The organism is Microcoleus sp. Pol12B3 (assembly GCF_036701355.1).
GTDB lineage: Bacteria > Cyanobacteriota > Cyanobacteriia > Cyanobacteriales > Microcoleaceae > Microcoleus.
On sequence record NZ_JAUBQS010000020.1, the window covers coordinates 82,910 to 99,546 of the forward strand.

At 44.7% G+C, this 16,637-nt stretch carries 15 protein-coding genes; 11 read left to right on the plus strand and 4 right to left on the minus strand.

Features of this window, described 5'->3' with window-relative positions; all coding sequences use genetic code 11:
• The first annotated feature begins 201 nt into the window (after positions 1-201).
• From QUA53_RS12660 to QUA53_RS29210, 6 genes are all read left to right on the plus strand, one after another.
• Positions 202-1,938 carry a DNA repair helicase XPB gene (locus QUA53_RS12660; protein WP_333097621.1) on the plus strand — a complete coding sequence of 579 codons (1,737 nt, stop codon included), beginning with the start codon at positions 202-204 and terminating at the stop codon, positions 1,936-1,938.
• Positions 1,939-1,940: 2 nt separating this feature from the next.
• Positions 1,941-2,480 (plus strand): SprT family zinc-dependent metalloprotease, encoded by a 540-nt coding sequence (locus QUA53_RS12665; RefSeq protein ID WP_333097619.1) that lies wholly within the window; start codon positions 1,941-1,943, stop codon positions 2,478-2,480.
• A gap of 361 nt (positions 2,481-2,841) precedes the next feature.
• Positions 2,842-3,696 carry a hypothetical protein gene (locus tag QUA53_RS12670; RefSeq protein ID WP_333097617.1) on the plus strand — a complete coding sequence of 285 codons (855 nt, stop codon included), beginning with the start codon at positions 2,842-2,844 and terminating at the stop codon, positions 3,694-3,696.
• An 834-nt stretch (positions 3,697-4,530) separates the two neighbouring features.
• Positions 4,531-4,962, plus strand: coding sequence for a hypothetical protein (locus tag QUA53_RS12675; RefSeq protein ID WP_333097615.1), 432 nt, complete (start codon positions 4,531-4,533; stop codon positions 4,960-4,962).
• 219 nt (positions 4,963-5,181) lie between these two features.
• On the plus strand, positions 5,182-5,472 hold the full coding sequence (locus QUA53_RS12680) for a peptidase (protein WP_333097614.1): 291 nt from the start codon (positions 5,182-5,184) through the stop codon (positions 5,470-5,472).
• 84 nt (positions 5,473-5,556) lie between these two features.
• Positions 5,557-5,664: a hypothetical protein gene (locus tag QUA53_RS29210; RefSeq protein WP_445304952.1), complete on the plus strand. Its 108-nt coding sequence runs from the start codon at positions 5,557-5,559 to the stop codon at positions 5,662-5,664.
• A gap of 52 nt (positions 5,665-5,716) precedes the next feature.
• Here QUA53_RS29210 and QUA53_RS12685 read toward each other — a convergent pair whose 3' ends face one another.
• Positions 5,717-6,487: an SGNH/GDSL hydrolase family protein gene (locus QUA53_RS12685; RefSeq protein ID WP_333097613.1), complete on the minus strand. Its 771-nt coding sequence runs from the start codon at positions 6,485-6,487 to the stop codon at positions 5,717-5,719.
• A 252-nt stretch (positions 6,488-6,739) separates the two neighbouring features.
• On the opposite strand from QUA53_RS12685, the gene QUA53_RS12690 reads away from it, so the two are divergent.
• The 4 genes from QUA53_RS12690 to QUA53_RS12705 all read left to right on the plus strand — a co-directional run bounded on the left by QUA53_RS12690 (position 6,740) and on the right by QUA53_RS12705 (position 11,169).
• Complete coding sequence (locus QUA53_RS12690) at positions 6,740-7,885, plus strand: iron-containing alcohol dehydrogenase family protein (protein ID WP_333097610.1); 1,146 nt, start codon at positions 6,740-6,742, stop codon at positions 7,883-7,885.
• Between the two features lie 99 nt (positions 7,886-7,984).
• Positions 7,985-9,169, plus strand: coding sequence for an aspartate aminotransferase (locus QUA53_RS12695; RefSeq protein WP_333097608.1), 1,185 nt, complete (start codon positions 7,985-7,987; stop codon positions 9,167-9,169).
• Positions 9,170-9,441: 272 nt separating this feature from the next.
• The gene (locus QUA53_RS12700) at positions 9,442-9,864 is read left to right on the plus strand and encodes a DUF262 domain-containing protein (protein ID WP_333097606.1); all 423 of its coding nucleotides are present in this window, start codon (positions 9,442-9,444) and stop codon (positions 9,862-9,864) included.
• Between the two features lie 75 nt (positions 9,865-9,939).
• Positions 9,940-11,169, plus strand: a complete 1,230-nt coding sequence (locus tag QUA53_RS12705) for an HNH endonuclease family protein (RefSeq protein ID WP_333097604.1) — start codon at positions 9,940-9,942, stop codon at positions 11,167-11,169.
• A gap of 213 nt (positions 11,170-11,382) precedes the next feature.
• On the opposite strand, the gene QUA53_RS12710 is transcribed toward QUA53_RS12705, so the two are convergent.
• Positions 11,383-12,525 carry a hypothetical protein gene (locus QUA53_RS12710; RefSeq protein ID WP_333097718.1) on the minus strand — a complete coding sequence of 381 codons (1,143 nt, stop codon included), beginning with the start codon at positions 12,523-12,525 and terminating at the stop codon, positions 11,383-11,385.
• Between the two features lie 229 nt (positions 12,526-12,754).
• Positions 12,755-13,597: a diaminopimelate epimerase gene (gene dapF, locus QUA53_RS12715; RefSeq protein WP_333097602.1), complete on the minus strand. Its 843-nt coding sequence runs from the start codon at positions 13,595-13,597 to the stop codon at positions 12,755-12,757.
• A 311-nt stretch (positions 13,598-13,908) separates the two neighbouring features.
• On the opposite strand from dapF, the gene QUA53_RS12720 reads away from it, so the two are divergent.
• The gene (locus QUA53_RS12720; RefSeq protein ID WP_333097600.1) at positions 13,909-14,121 is read left to right on the plus strand and encodes an Hfq-related RNA-binding protein; all 213 of its coding nucleotides are present in this window, start codon (positions 13,909-13,911) and stop codon (positions 14,119-14,121) included.
• 158 nt (positions 14,122-14,279) lie between these two features.
• On the opposite strand, the gene QUA53_RS12725 is transcribed toward QUA53_RS12720, so the two are convergent.
• The gene (locus QUA53_RS12725) at positions 14,280-16,595 is read right to left on the minus strand and encodes a cation:proton antiporter (protein WP_333097598.1); all 2,316 of its coding nucleotides are present in this window, start codon (positions 16,593-16,595) and stop codon (positions 14,280-14,282) included.
• Between the last annotated feature and the right edge of the window lie 42 nt (positions 16,596-16,637).

Below are 16,637 nucleotides of genomic sequence, written 5' to 3' on the forward strand. Positions count from 1 at the left end.
TAAAAAGGGGGACTTTGAGTATTTGTAGGGTGCGTCCCTGGCGATAAATCCTAAAAAAAAGATCGACAATCTCAATCGCGACGCACCTTATAACATGGACTGGAGCAAATAAACCAAACTTTTCTGTTCTAACAAACTTATTCCGTCTTCCTTCTTCCTTCTTCCCTCTTCCGTCTTCCTTCTTCCGTCTTCCTTCTTCTTATGAATTATGTTCCCGAAAATGCTTTGATCGTGCAAAGCGATCGATCGATCTTACTAGAAGTTCACGCCCCCACAGCACAACAGGCGCGAGAAGCGATCGCCCCCTTTGCGGAATTAATCAAAAGTCCCGAACACATCCACACCTATCGCATCACGCCCCTCAGCGTGTGGAATGCGCGGGCGGCGGGAATGCCAGTGGAAGAGGCGATCGCAGCTTTGCGAAAGTATGCCAAGTATCCCATTCCTGAGTCCGTAGCGCAGGAAATTGAACTGTTGGGGGCGCGGTATGGATTAACTGTAATTGAAAGAATCGATGCGGCTAGCCCGGATTTACAACTGCGAATTGCCGATTTTCCCCTAGCGGAATTGCTGGTACGGGACGATCGCGTTAAACCAATGTTGGGCAAGCGCATCTCCGATCTTTGCTTTCAAGTCGATGCCGGGAATCGCGGCGTACTCAAGCAAGCTTTACTAGCGGTGGGCTATCCGGCAGAAGATTTGGCTGGATATGTCGAGGGTGCCGAATTAGGGATTTCTTTGCGCGATCGTACTTTAGGAGACTTGCCCTTTAAGTTGCGTGCTTATCAACAAGAAGCAGCAGAGGCATTCTATCAGGACGGGGAGGTAAAAGGTGGAAGCGGGACGATCGTCCTACCCTGCGGGGCTGGTAAAACCATAGTCGGGATGTTAGCCATGAGTTTGGTAAAGCAAAAGACACTCATCCTCACCAGCAGTTTGACTTCTGTGCATCAGTGGCGCAGGGAAATATTAGACAAAACGAGTTTAACTGAGGATGCGATCGCTGAGTACAGCAGTGTCACCAAACAGACGGCTGCTGTCACCCTATCGACTTACCAAATGCTAAGTTATCGATCGAATAAAGATGATGAATTCCCGCATTTCGAGTTGTTTAACGCTCAATCGTGGGGACTGATTATTTATGATGAAGTCCATCTATTACCTGCACCGATATTTCGGATCACCGCTGAATTACAAGCACGACGCAGGTTAGGTTTAACTGCGACATTGATTCGCGAAGACGGGAAAGAAGGGGATGTATTCACGTTGATTGGGCCTAAGCGCTATGACGTACCTTGGCGCGAATTGGAAGGACAGGGATTTATTGCGACTGCCAATTGTACGGAAATCCGCGTCGCCCAAAATGAGGCGGAAAAAATGGAATATGCCCTAGCGCCCCGCCGCAATCAGTTTCGGATTGCTGCAGAAAATCCAGCTAAGTTGGATGTGGTGCAAAGTTTGTTGCAAAAGGAGGCGGGACACCGGATTTTAATTATTGGTGAGTATCTCGAACAGTTGGATGCGATCGCCAAAATTACCGACTTGCCTCTGATTACGGGAAAGACAAAACAGGCCGAGCGCGATCGGTTATACGAAGCATTCCGTCACAAAGAAATTCCCGGATTAATTCTATCTCGCGTGGGCAATTTTGCCGTCGATTTACCCGATGCCGATGTTTTAATTCAAGTATCGGGAAAGTATGGTTCTCGCCAAGAAGAAGCGCAGCGCCTCGGACGAATTCTCCGCCCCAAAGCCGACGGGCACAATGCCAGCTTTTATACATTAGTATCGCTACAAACTTGCGAGGAAGATTTTGCCCGACACCGCCAACTCTTCCTCACCGAACAGGGCTACAACTATCGCATAGAAGTTCAAAAAGATAAAAGACAAAAAGACGGCGCACGATCGGCATCACCATCGAACGAGATGGTAAATTAATTTTGGCAACTCCCCCAGAAGTGCCAATAGAAATATTAGAAAAAGTTGTCAACGATAAGCGTTTATGGATTTACAGCAAACTGATCGAGAAAGAATCCCTCAATCCTCCCACTGCTGCTAAAGAATATGTATCAGGCGAAGGATTTTACTATCTGGGACGCAGGTATTGCCTCAAACTGGTGGATGGAGTCAAGGGAAAGCCACCCTTGAGATTCTATCAAAGTCACTTTGAATTGCAGCGGGAAGCCCAGAAGCAGGGGAGAGAAGCGTTTATTAGATGGTATTGCGATCGCCTTTCCTCGATTTTAGATACACAAATTGCTGCTGTTGTCTCACGCCTCGAAGCTTCTCCCCGTTCGGTGCAAGTGCGAGATTTAGGCTATCGCTGGGATTCCTGCGGGCACAAGGGAGATTTATATTTTCAGTGGCGAGTGGCGATGCTACCGCCAACCATGATAGAGTATGTGGTGGCTCACGAGTGGGTGCATTTGATTGAATCGAACCATAATCATGCGTTCTCGATAGGGTCGAGCAAATTGTGAGTGATTGGTGCGATCGTAAGCAGTGGTTAGCCCAGAATGGGGCAAGTTATGATCTTTAGGGATGGGTGAGACGTGGGTGCGATCGCTTTCATAATTGGGCTGTAGAAACTTGGAAACTCTCGCTATACCTTTATTCACCTGTGATATCAAATCCGTTTGATGGCACACACAATAGAAATGCTCCAGCTAACGCCCATCTTGGATTATCCGATTTTGATAGTGCTGCCTATTAACCGAATTTGATATGAGACATTACTGGAGGGTGAGACAAGTTTGAATCGAAGTAAATACTGGACGCTAGCATAATTGAAAAGTTATGATTCAACTGAAAATATCATCTTCTAGGAACCCATTCAAATAGATGCCTACAGATACTAATAGTTCAGAAAAAAATAGTGCACATCTAGAAATAATTCAAGGGTTAAAAGTTCAACCCGAATACTTGTTTATATTTGGAATCCTTTTAGTTTTTGCAACAGGATCGGTTTTAGTTGGAATAACTTCAAGCAGCCCAAGCGTTCAATTACTTACATTTGCAGTATTCTTTATCTCTTTGACGGCTTCAATAACTGTTATATGGCTTGTTATAAGCAGTAAAAAAGATATTCGTCAACTTAGATTAACTGAAGAAATATTGAGATTGAATGAAAAAGTTGATCGTCTTTCAAATGAAATTGAATCCGCTTGCAAATTAATTAATATAGTGCATTATGGCTCACTGATATTTCCTCCTGAGCAGATATACAGTATTTGGAAAAAATTGATGTATGACTTAGATAATAAGTTCTATGCTTTTAGCTATATTAATCCAGAAGAATGGACACAAGAATATGCTAGAAGATTGCTGTCTCCACTCAAAAGCAAAATTGATACTGACCAGGCTGATGTAAATCGGATATTTGTAATTGATGAATTGAGTGAATTGCAAAAATTAAGTGAAGTCATTGAATATCATCGCAGGTATGGAATAAATGTTTCATATGTTGAGGCTAAGCAATTGCATGAATCACTTCCTCCGATTTGTGAAAAACCTCTTAATTTCGGGTTCATACTTATTGATGATATGCGTTTAGCTATATTCCGCCTTGACGAGAATCGTAAACTCAAGCAGATTGAAGTTGTTTCGGATAGAGAAATATTTAAAAAATATCAAAAGATTTATGAGCGTACTCGATATATAGCAAAACCTTTACATTCTTCAACTTCAGGAATTTAATTTCATAGCATCCCACCGTCTAACAACGCCGCTGCACCGGAACGAATTTAAGTTGTTGTTAGGAGGGAGCATCCCAATTTTGCAACTGGCTCCAAAAATTAACGGCAGAATGAGTCTTTCAGAGAGTGGTAGGAATGTTTTTGCACATTTGGGATGCTCCCAAAAAGATGTTTAGTCGGCGTTGCATCATAGACCTCTGACAATATGACTGCTAACCCCAAAGGAGGATAGATTTGGCTAGAACAACTCTATCTCACCCGAGAACAAGAAATTTAGAAAACACGTCCTGCGGTTGTGAGTAGTGCGGAAATGTTTAGTTCTATCCCCATTCTGATTATAATTCCTGTGGCTATATTGCTACCTAAATTTTAAAGTCGCCCTTTCATGATTCTGATTCAGCTAACTGAAGAAAATTGTTTAGACGCAGACTCAGCAAGGAAGGTTTTGCAAGTTCGGAGTGTAACTACTGAGCGATTTGTCAGATGTATCGGAAAAGTTTATGAAACGGTTGTGCAAGAATTAGTAATCGGCTTAATTATCTGTGTTGATTATGGTCCATAAAATCAGGAATTTCGATCGCCCGAATTAGCTTTCTGAACATAAAACACACCAGAGGCTACTCAGTAGGTTGGGTTGTACTGGATTCAGGCCAACAGTCGCAAACCATCATCTAGTGGCGTTTCCTCCCTCAACCCAAACCTACCAAACCTACCCAACTATCAGCCGACTTCCCGCATCCAAATTTACTATCCTGCAGGATGTTGATTTATTCCCACCGATATGATTTCTTTGTGACACAATAGATTCTAGTATCGATCTATGTGAGGATTGTTTATGGCTCGTTTTAATCAAATCCTTGTCCTTAGCGCCATCAGCCTTCTAGCTTTAGCTGGTTGCGACAGCGCTAAGGAAGCTTCCACTCCGCAAACTTCATCCGCCCCGGTTCCTGCTGCTACTGCTGTAAAAACTGAGAAACCAGCATCGCAGGGAAACTATGCAGAATTGAGTGGTGTGGTTTCCAGTACCAAAGCAGCAGTTCAGGCTGGAAATTTTGCCAAAGCCAAAACCGAATTTGACAAATTTGAGAATGCCTGGAAGAAAGTAGAAGACGGTATCAAAGCTAAAGCTCCTAAAAGCTACGATGCAGTTGAAGAGACTACAGACAAAGTAATGGGCGATCTCAAAAAGTCTAAGCCAAGTAAAGACCAAGTGCTGACTCAATTGCAGTCGCTGGAAAAGACGATCAGTAGCATTCCTAAGTCTTAAATTTCAGTGTTGAGTGCTTGATTCTAAAGTCTCCGACGCAGAAACCGAGTTTTTTAACCCCGGTAATTGGTTCAAACCTTGAATAAAAGTTAAAATATCCGGTTTCTCTGCGTCGGAGTGCGTAAGTCCTGTGAGAGTTCTGCGATCGCAATTACTCAGAAACAAGCACTCAACGCTCGCTCCTTATATAACCTCAGTATTCCAAAATTTTCAACCACTATGAAGAGAGCATTTCGCAAGTACCACCGCATTCTAGGCCTTATTGTTGCTTTGCCGATCGCGCTGACTGTGTTGACTGGAATGGTGATCACAATTGTCCGAGAGTGGCCGCTGGGTATAGAAATTTCATCGAGATTTTTATTGAAAATTCATACAGGTGAAATATTTCACCTGCAAGCTATTTACCCGATTTTGAACGGCTTGGGAATGATTGGCTTGTTAGTGACTGGTTTAAGTATGTCTGGTTTGTTTGGAAGAAGAAAGCAGCCAACTTCCAAAGATTCACACTAAAAAAGTAGTGACTCCCGCTAACAAAGCTGAAGGAAAAAAATAATGATACAAAGCATGAATATCGAATAAACCCTATTAGAAAATCTGCGGCTGCTTCCGACTGAAGAACAACAGGAAGTGGTCAATTTCGTGCAATTTCTCTTGTACAAAGCCCAACAGACAAAGCAGTTACCGAAGGCAAGTTATGAGTAGAGTATTTCGCTAACAGTAGTTATGAGTCAAACATTTAATTTTTCAAAATAGCCTAATTCTGTACTTTTTTCCGTTCCATTGTATTGAGTAGTTGCGAGATATTCTGGTTGAGAATCGCATACCCCTGTGCGTTCAAGTGTAGTTCATCTGCTCTATATTTCGGCAATATCATGCCCTGACTATCGCCAAGAATAGGGAATGTATCAAACACTATAATTTTATCTCCAGCTAAGGTCGCAATGTAGGCATTGACTTCTTTAATTGCCCGACTGATGTCATCAGACCAAAAAGGCTTGCGCTGGAGTGGCACTTCTCCTACTGGGAAAATAGTAGTCACGATTACTACTGCACCCAAATTCCTAGATTCTTCGACAATTCGCTTAATATTTGCTTGACAATTGGCAACGATCACATTTCTGCGTTCAGGAAACAAGGGAATGGTTTTCAGATCGTTAACACCAACTTGGATGATGACTATATTTGGTTTTAAGGAACTCACATGATAGGCAAATCTCTCGATAGCCTGAACTGAGGTTTGAGAACTAATTCCCCGGTTGATGAACTCATATTCACTGATATTAGGCGATGTCCAACTAGCTGCTCTAGAGTCACCAAAGAAAACCACACGAGTTGGATTGGTATTAGTAAGTTGCTGGAGATTTGTAGGATAGTTGTTTAATCCCAGAGGATCTAAACGAGTTTGATTAAGCTCTAAATAAAACTGTTTAGCTCGACGGAAAAGAAGAATATTTATAAAAATTGAACTTCCCAGCACTACTAATAGAAGAGCGGTTAACAAAATACTATGTTTGCTCAATATCATATTTTATTGATTTTTGTGGTTTGGGCGTAAGTTTTGCCGATCGCCTCGTAAACTGCGATCCTGCCTCATCAATGCTTGGCTGTAAATTTATTATACCGATCGCCCTTCACCCTCCCCAGCCCATGCCCAACCACAATACTTAATAAAAACTTTACAAAACTTACCCGATCGCCCAACATGGGTTAGAGTTATCCTATAAAATCCAGCAATCCTGCAAAGCGTCAACCTTCTCGTCACTTATCCAGTGGTTCGATGACTCAAACCCAAAGCACTAAGACCGCCACCACACCAGCAATTTATTCCTTGACAATTGCTCCCGCCTGTGTATTGCGAGGTCGATCGGCCATCGCACAAGCCGGAGATGCGATCGGCCGTTTCGGAAAGCGGCCGCTAATCGTCGGCGGCAGCAACTCCCTCGCCGCCGCCCAACCCTACCTGCAACCAATCCTCGAACAGCAGCAGTTACAATCCTCTGAAACAGCATACGGCAAGGATTGCAGCGAAACCAGCCTCGAAACCCTCCGCGCAGCAGCCCAAACCCATGAAGCCGATTTCATCATCGGTGTAGGCGGTGGCAAAGCCTTAGACGCAGCAAAACTCGTCGCTTATCAGTGCAAAATCCCGATCGTCACAATACCCACATCAGCAGCCACCTGTGCCGCTTGGACAGCCCTTTCTAACATTTATTCAGAACAAGGTGCATTCCAATACGATGTCACATTAGCTAGATGTCCCGACTTATTAATACTCGACTACGGCTTAATTCAAACCGCACCGCAGCGGACATTAGTAGCAGGAATTGGAGATGCGATCGCGAAATGGTACGAAGCATCAGTCAGCAGCGGACACTCCGAACAAACCCTGATAATTTCTGCTGTTCAACAAGCTAGAATACTGCGCGATATTTTATTCCAAAAATCAGCCGCCGCCCTCAAAGAACCCGGTAGCGAAACCTGGCAAGAAGTCACAGATGCCGCCGTATTGCTAGCAGGAGTAATCGGCGGAATCGGCGGCGCCCAATGTCGCACCGTCGCCGCCCACGCCGTCCATAACGGCCTAACTCATCTATTAGCAAGTCACGGCACATTGCACGGCGAAAAAGTCGCCTACGGCATTTTAGTACAACTGCGACTAGAAGAAATGCTGCAAAACAATCAACTCGCCGCTAGCGCCAGACAGCAACTGCTAAAATTCTACGCCGAGATTGGATTACCCCAAACTTTAGACAACCTCGGACTCGGAGACATTACCATAGCAGAATTGCAGCGCGCCGCCGACATAGCCTGCAATCCTAATTCCGACATTCACCGACTGCCTTTTAAAGTTGTTCCCCAACAATTAATGGCAGCGATGGTTTCTACCACCGCACCTGTGGGAGAATTAAAGATTAAGAATTAAAACAGTTTGTAGTAAGGACTAAAGTCCTGAAAAGGCTGTGCTAGCAAGGACGGAAGTCCTTACTACAAACCAGGAAAACTGACAACTGACACAAAATAAATGACCTTGGATTGGATTAGCCCTGCTGACAGGTTGCAAAAACTACCGCCCTACGTATTTGCCCGTCTCGACGAACTCAAAGCCCGCGCCCGCGAACAAGGACTCGATTTAATAGACTTAGGAATGGGAAACCCCGACGGTGCCACTCCTCAACCAGTAGTAGAAGCCGCCGTCGCAGCTATCCAAAATACTGCCAATCACGGCTATCCACCCTTTGAAGGAACTGCCAGTTTCCGCCGTACTATTACTAAATGGTACAGCCGCCGCTACAACGTTGAACTCGATCCAGAAAGCGAAGCATTGCCTTTGTTGGGTTCTAAAGAAGGTTTAGCACATTTTGCGATCGCCTATATCAATCCAGGGGACGTAATATTAGTACCGAGTCCCGCTTATCCCGTATTATTTCGCGGGCCAATTATCGCCGGTGCAAAAGTTCACAACATCATTCTCAAACCACAAAATGACTGGGTAATTGACTTAGCCGACATTCCCGACAGCGTAGCCGAACAAGCCAAAATACTCTATTTCAATTATCCCAGCAATCCGACTGGAGCAACTGCACCCCGCGAGTTTTACAAAGATATTGTTGCTTTCGCCCACAAACATCAAATCTTGCTGGTTCATGACTTGTGTTATGCAGAATTAGCCTTTGACGGCTATCAACCGACGAGTTTATTAGAAATTCCCGGCGGGAAAGAAATCGGTGTCGAATTTCACACGATGTCCAAAACCTACAATATGGCAGGCTGGCGAGTCGGTTTTGTAGTAGGAAATAGCAAAATTATTCAAGGTTTGCGGACATTAAAAACTAACCTAGATTACGGTATATTTTCCGCTTTGCAAACAGCAGCCGAAACTGCACTGCAATTGCCCGACAGTTACTTGCACGAAGTGCAGAATCGTTACAGGACTCGCCGGGATTTCATGGTGGAAGGATTGGCAGAATTAGGCTGGAATATTCCCAAACCTCTGGCGGCAATGTATCTTTGGGTTCCGTGTACTCCGGGCATGAGTTCGACTGATTTTGCCCTCAATGTTTTGCAGCAAACTGGTGTTGTGGTGACTCCTGGCAATGCTTTTGGGCCGGGCGGCGAAGGATATGTGAGAATTAGTTTAATTGCAGATTGCGATCGACTGGGAGAAGCATTGCGGCGCTTGAAACAAGCTAATATTCGATATCAATAGTCATTGGTAATTGGTAATTTGCGATCGGCCGCTCACTCTGCATCAACTCATTATTATGTTGAGGATGACACCCGTTACCCCCTAAACATAATAATGAGATTAACAAGCTCAGGCTTAAACCGAGGAGCAGATGATTTACCTCTCCCTTTTCCCCATCTTGGGAGGAGTTGATGTTATTGGTGATGGGCTTAGCTATCATAAATTAATCGGTATTGAAAAGAGCTTGTCCTCAGTGATGGGGTTAACTCAATTTAAACTAGAGAGAAAACACAATGGAAAACGGACAGAAGGCTATCAGTGATCTGTTTGAAAGCCGCAGAATTTTCAACATTCCCAAGTATCAACGTGCATACGCATGGGAAACAAAGCAACTGCGAGATTTTATTAGCGATCTTGATAACCAAGCTTTAGGCAAAGATTACTTTTTTGGGACAATCCTACTGCAAATAGGAGACAGCGAGGGGTATTTCAAGATAATCAACATTGTAGATGGTCAACAAAGGCTGACAACACTCACAATTTTCATGCGGCTGTTGCTTGATAAACTTGATTCCTTCGGTGACGATGTATCGATTCTTCGTGAAACCTACGTTCAGTACCGAAATGAATATAAATTACGAGTTTTGGAATACGATCAACCGTTTTTTTGCAAGTGTATATTAGAAGATTGTGAGGATACTGAAAGCTTGATTTAAACCCCTTCACAACGTCGTTTATTAGATGCCAAGGACTTCTTCATCAAGGATTTAGAAAAGCGAACTCTTGAAAAGTTGCGTGAGATACGCGAGAAGATTGAGAAGGCTAAAGTCCTGACATACGCTGTTATAAATAATGCAGAAGCAACACTAATTTTTGAGACGACTAACGACAGGGGTAAACCTCTGACAAGTCTTGAAAAAATCAAAAGCTTCTTAATGTATAAGGTTTATCTTGCAGCGAATGATCCAGAGAGCTATCTGAGAACAATACAGAATCGGTTTGGTGAGATTTACAGGGATTATGAAGAGACTATTCAAAATATTACCGGAATCAGCGAAGATTTTATCTTGCGACAGCACTATATTGCTTTTGAGGCTAATGTAAAAACAGACGGTCAAAAGGATTATTCGCGTCATTTATCGTTGATCAAGGAAAGAATTAACTCACTTACAGCAAGTCCCGCTACTTTTGCTGATGCAACAAAATTTATAGATGAGTATTCATGTCAACTGAGCAAAACTTTTGCAATATTTAATCAAGTATCCCAAAATCTCAGGGGAAACTTACTCAATCTTTTCCATCTAAAGAAAACAGCACATTTCTGGCCACTACTCATCGTGTCTTGGAAGCATGATAATAGCCAAGAACACTCTAACTTCGGCAGAGTAACGAAACTGATGGAAATTATAAGTTTCAGAGTGTATGGAATACGAAAGCGAAAACTCACAAACACTACAATTTCAAAGCGGCTACATGAGTTAGCACAAAACTTCCAGGGAGACTTTGAGGTTTTAATATCAGGTCTCAAGGATATTGTCGGTGAGTTCTGTAGTGATCGTGAGTTTCAGGAGAGACTTATTTCACCCGACTTTTATGAAGCTATTTCAGAAAATGATTTGAACTATCTATTTTGGCAGTATGAAAATTATCTTCGACAAACGGAGTACCTACAAGATGAACTGATAGGATTTCGCCAGTACCAAGGTCTCTCGATTGAGCATATCATTCCCCAAGTACCTAGACAAATTCATCCTTGGATGCCTGAAGGTTTCTGGGGTAATTATATTCATAGTATTGGGAACTTAACGCTTGATCTATCCTGGGAAAATTCCGCCAAATCCAATTCTAATTTTGATTATAAATATAACTACTTCTATAAGAATTCAAAATTTCGTTGTCAGCAAGAACTTATCACGTTTACTAACTCAGATAGTAGTGAGTGGGATGAAACATCCATTACCAAGCGGCAGACAAAAATTGTAAACTTTGCAATGATGTACTGGAATTATCAGAGTAGGTAATACCAATTCACTATGAAGCTGCATTTAATATAATGCTAAGGATAGAGTTCCAACCAGAAAGACATCAGCCTCATTTAGTGTATCTTCATAGTGAATTGGTATAACATTCAACAGTCAATGGAAGAAGGCTTTAACCGAGCCGTTTCCCTACAATTAATGGGGGTAGGGAAACCGCACTGCCGTGTCCTCCGTTTCTATCATCTCTGAGTGTAACTATAAGGTTTGAATTTGCTCAATCACCCAATCAAAAGTTTCCATAACTTGCTTGAGGGCAGATTCGTCTTGCAAAGTAAACAAAGCCAGACTCGGCGACCTTCTCTCGCCCGGTTCTATAGGTAGCGACAGACCGATCGAACTCAGCTTACTTCTCAATTCCAGCCAATTTTCTTCCGCATTAAACGGCGGCTGGGAACCGTAATTATCAGCAGAAATCTCCATTCTGCCAGCAATATCTACAGTGAATAACTGATAGGGTTTTCTTCCCTTTTGAGGCAATTGAGCGGCGAAACCGCCGTAGGCATCCCCCGTTCCCCAGTGGATTTGAACTTCGGGCTCTTGACTTTTTGCCCAAACGTAAATTGCTTTTGCCATTTGCGCCTCGTCCGCGCCCCGTCTAGCTTTGATTTCCGCAAAAAATGAAGATTCATCCCAGCGCCTTCTTTCGCGCGTTGCGCTGGATTTTTTCTGCTGTGCTTCCGCTGTCTGACCGATCACTCTGGGAACCAGCGTTTTTAAACCGTCTTCACTTACATACTGCTTAATTTCCAGCGCCAAAACTTCAACCGGGTCCATTTGTTCGTTGAGAAATTCCACAACTCGGCGCATTTCAGCGGAAATCTCGTCAGCTACAAACACTAAGCGAACTTTACCGGCTTGCAAATTAGTTTTAACTTTCTGCCAAAATCTGTCTTCATTAGCATCTGCACCGAGAAACTCTTCAAAAATCTGTTCGGGATCGCGACCTCGATCGCGACAATTAGCTTCAAACAGAGCAATAATTGAATCGATGGGCCAGTAAAACAACGCATTAGCAGCATAGTCGATCGACTGACCCAAAACTTTTTGCCGCAGTTCGGCATTAGGAGTTCGCCGGACATCTACCAAAGTAGGAACTGCATTTTGGTCGAGAAACAAATGATCTAGCGACCACTGCACCGCTGTTTCCTCATCGCTGGGTGCAGCTTCCCGCGAAATTAACAGCCACCTCCGCGCCGTAGCCCGATCGATTTGGTCTCCCGCGATCAAATTGGGATAAGTTACTAGCAAGTCTTGTAACTGGTCTTCCAAGTCGTAGGGCTGTTCCATCATTTCTACCAGCCTGTCGTCGTCCTGAATCAGATAAATACCTCCAGCCATGCCAGCCCACCTACTCAATTTTAGATTTTAGATTTTAGATTTTAGATTTTAGATTTCTGGCTTAGTGATTAGTCTTCAGTCTTCAGTCGGCAGTCAATAATTTGTGAAGGCCGAAGGTCTTGGTCAGAATTCAATAAAAATTTTGAGTTCAATAATTTTTATTGTTTGTTAATTCCACCAAAAAAACCTTCTGACTGATGACTGATGACTGATGACTGATGACTAATCACTAATCACTAATACAACCAGTAAATACTCGCTGTGCCGGCCCGGTCATGTAAATCCGCCCAGAAACTTCTGCCCATTCGATTTCCAAAACGCCACCGGGGAGCTCAACCGCAGTTACCCGATCGCACTTCCCTACCAACACTCCAGCTACCACAGCAGCACAAGCACCAGTCCCACAAGCTAGAGTAACACCCGCGCCTCTTTCCCACACCCGCATTTTTACGTAGTCTGAACGTATCACTTGAATAAACTCCGTATTGGTACGCTGCGGGAATGCTTTGTTGTGCTCGAATTGAGGCCCGACAGTTTCTAAAGCAACAGCCGCAACATCCTCTACAAAAGTAATGCAGTGAGGATTACCCATGCTGACACAGGTAACAGACCAAGATTTATCAGCAACTTCGATCGGCACATCTATAGCTTTGGCATCCGCTGCAGCCAAATTTGTCGGAATTTCCGCCGCCAGAAGCCGGGGCACTCCCATATCCACCTTCACCTGGCCGTCCGATCGCAATTCCGGGGTAATCACACCAGCCAGAGTGTGGATGCGGTACTGAGTTTTCGCCTCTGACCCTTCCAAATCGGCGATAAACTTAGCCAAACAGCGAATCCCGTTGCCGCACATTTCCGGTTCCGAACCGTCGGAGTTAAAAATCCGCATCGTATAGTCAGTGTCGTTTTGACCCGGAAGAGCAAATATCACACCGTCTGCGCCAATCCCGAAATGTCGATCGCACAAATCCACAGCTTGTTCTGGTGTAATCGTCGGTTCTGACGAGTGGCGGTTGTCAATCAGAATAAAATCATTTCCCAGTCCCTGATACTTCGCAAACTCTTTCGGCATAAAAACCAACCTCTTTTCGTTAAAAATGATAGATAATTTGCTGGCCAAATTACCCATTTCCCAGTATTATAAAACTTTATGCAATTTATAGTCCTTTCTATTGAAATACAAACAAATATAATTTTTATAAATCTCTAGGGATATCTAATTAATGCTGATGTCAATGGCTCAATTAAGATCGGTCGAAAACTAGCTGCCAACTGGTTTCTATCTCATCGTGCAGACGCGCTTGTAGTTGGGACACTAAGGGTTAAACGGTATAAACAGAAGAATATGGTTTAAGGTAATATTTGACTATATTTTTCTGAACTATGTCTGAATTTGAAACCGGATTGCCCAGCGTTCGCTTAATACAAAGCTACATCAAAGACAAACAACAGGTGGAGATCAAACTCCTGACCGGCGACTTACTAGCGGGCAGAATTTTTTGGCAGGATAATAGCTGCATTTGCCTCCTCGATCCCTCAGAAACACAAATTCTGATCTCGCGGCCAGCAATTGCTTATCTCAAACCCAACGGCTGAGGAGAGGGGGAGAGTGGGAGAGTGGGGTAGGGGGAGATGGGGAGATTGGGAGAGGGAGACAGTGGAACAAATCTTCGTTCTTCGTTCTTCGTTCTTCCCTCTTCCCTCTTCCCTCTTCCCTCTCCCCTCTTCCTTCTTCCCTCTTCCTTCTTCCTTCCCTAATCGCTAAACAGCTTTTCGATGACTTGGGCCTTGACCAAAGGCACCTTTAAAGCAGGTTGCGGCACCGGTGGTGAGGCCGTCCGCTGCATCAAGCCGAGCTCGTAGAAGCCGCCGCACAGCAGCAAACGATCGCCTTCTTGCAAATTGCTAGTTCCGTCCGGCCAGCGAGTAAATTTCCCTTCCCGGCGGATCGCCCGCACCTGCACCCCGTACTGGGTCAGCAAATCTATCTCTGACAGTTTTTTGCCCGCCCAAGGGCTGTTTGCTGGCAGTCTCAGCCACTGGCAAGAACTGTCCCCCTGCGGCACAGCAACTTCCCCTTTCGCCAGCAACTCAAAACTGATGAGTTCTTCCGGTTCTCCGACTACAAAAAGTCGATCGCCCGAGTGCAAAGCTGTCTTGCCGTTAGGATAATCAATTTCCTCGCCATTCTCGCGGACGATCGCCATCACGCTGACCCCTGTCAACTGCCGCAAGTTAGTTTCTTCCAGAGTCATGCTGGCGATGGGAGAACCTGACGGCAAGTTGTACCACTCGCTGTTCATATCTCGAACCGCCACTTTCAAATCCCGCGAAACAGCCAAAGGTTCGCGCGGTGGCCGCAATTCCAGATAGCGGCTGCTGCGAATTTGCTGCACATCCCGCCCGATCGCGGTTGCCGAGAGTCCCATGCCAGCCAGCAAGTGGGAAGACAGTTCTAAACTGGCTTCAAACTCCGGCTGCACAACTTCCCAGGCCCCCAGTTGGTAAAGCAGTTCGATGTCTTTATCTTGGTTCGCGCACACCACAATATCCAAATCCGGGACTAATTCTAAAGCCCGCTTCAGACACAACCGAGTGCTCATGGGATCGGGAAGGGCGATCGCCATTGCTTTTGCCCGTTCCACCCGCGCGGCTTCCAATACGTGCAAGCTGGCAGCATTCCCGTAAATGTAAGGAATTCCTTGCACTCTGCACTCTTGAATTCTACTTTCTGACTCGTCGATCACCACAACTGAACAGTTGCGACTTTGCAGCATTTTGACTAAAATTCTGCCTACTCGCCCGTAGCCGCAAACCACAACATAATTTTGTTCCGGTAAAGTTTCAGCTATAGCCACAGGTTGAGATGTTTCGTCAAAATAGCGCTGCAAAGGTCCGAAATTTTCCGCCCATTTCAATAACTGCGGCACGCTTCTCAATACAAACGGAGTTAGCACGAGGGTGACGGCTGTCGTTCCTAAAATTAACAGGTAAACGTTCCGCGAAACCAGCCCCATAGCTTGGCCGGAACTAGCGAGTACAAAGGAGAATTCTCCTATTTGAGCTAAGCCCAAACCTGCGATCAATGCTGTTTTTAGCGGATAGCCAAATAGTCGGACGATCGGCGCGACGATCAAGAATTTGCCGACAAATACTAGAAATACCAGTCCCAGAATTAATTCTAGATGGTTCCACAGAAACACCGGGTCGATTAACATTCCGATCGTGACAAAAAATAAGGATGCAAAAATATCTCGCAAAGGCTCGACATAAGTGAGAGTTTGGTCGGCATATTCAACTTCTGAAATCATCAAACCCGCCACAAATGCGCCCATCTCGATCGAAAAACCCAAATATTCTGTCAGCAGCGCAATTCCTAAAGCCAAAACCACAACTCCCAGCAAAAACAGTTCCCGACTTTCTGTTTTCGCCAGGTAGCGCAGCAACTGCGGTACGATCCAAATGCCCGCGACTACAGCACCGATAGCAAATAACCCGATCCGCACTAGGGCCCACGCTACCGTCATGCCGATCTCTTCTGCTGGCTGATTGAGTGCCGGCAAAACTGCTAGCATTAACCCCAAGGCTAAATCTTGAACTACTAATATTCCCAGCATGACTTGACCGTGGGAAGTACCGGATTCATTGCGCTCCATCAAGCACTTGAGTACAACTGCTGTCGAAGAAAGCGACAGAATCGCTCCTAAAAACACGCCTTGAGCGGGCGATTCTACCCAGCCTACAGCCAAGGAAATTGCAGTAGTAATGGCGATCGTCAGCACAATTTGCAAGCCCCCCCCGCCCAAACTAATGGCTTTTACTTTCTGGAGTTCGGCGAAAGAAAATTCCACTCCCAAGGCAAATAACAGAAAAGCAACCCCGAATTCAGCCAGGGTGTCTACCTGAATTAATTCTTTAATCAGCCCCAAACCGGCCGGTCCAACTACGATCCCTCCCAGGAGATACCCGAGAATTACCGGCTGTCGCAACAGCGATGCAAAGAGTCCTCCTGCTGCGGCAGCAGCGAGAACTAGAACTAAGTCAACGATCAGTCGGAAGTCTTCTTGCACAACTTTATGAAAAAAGTATAAAGTTATATTATAGTATCTAAT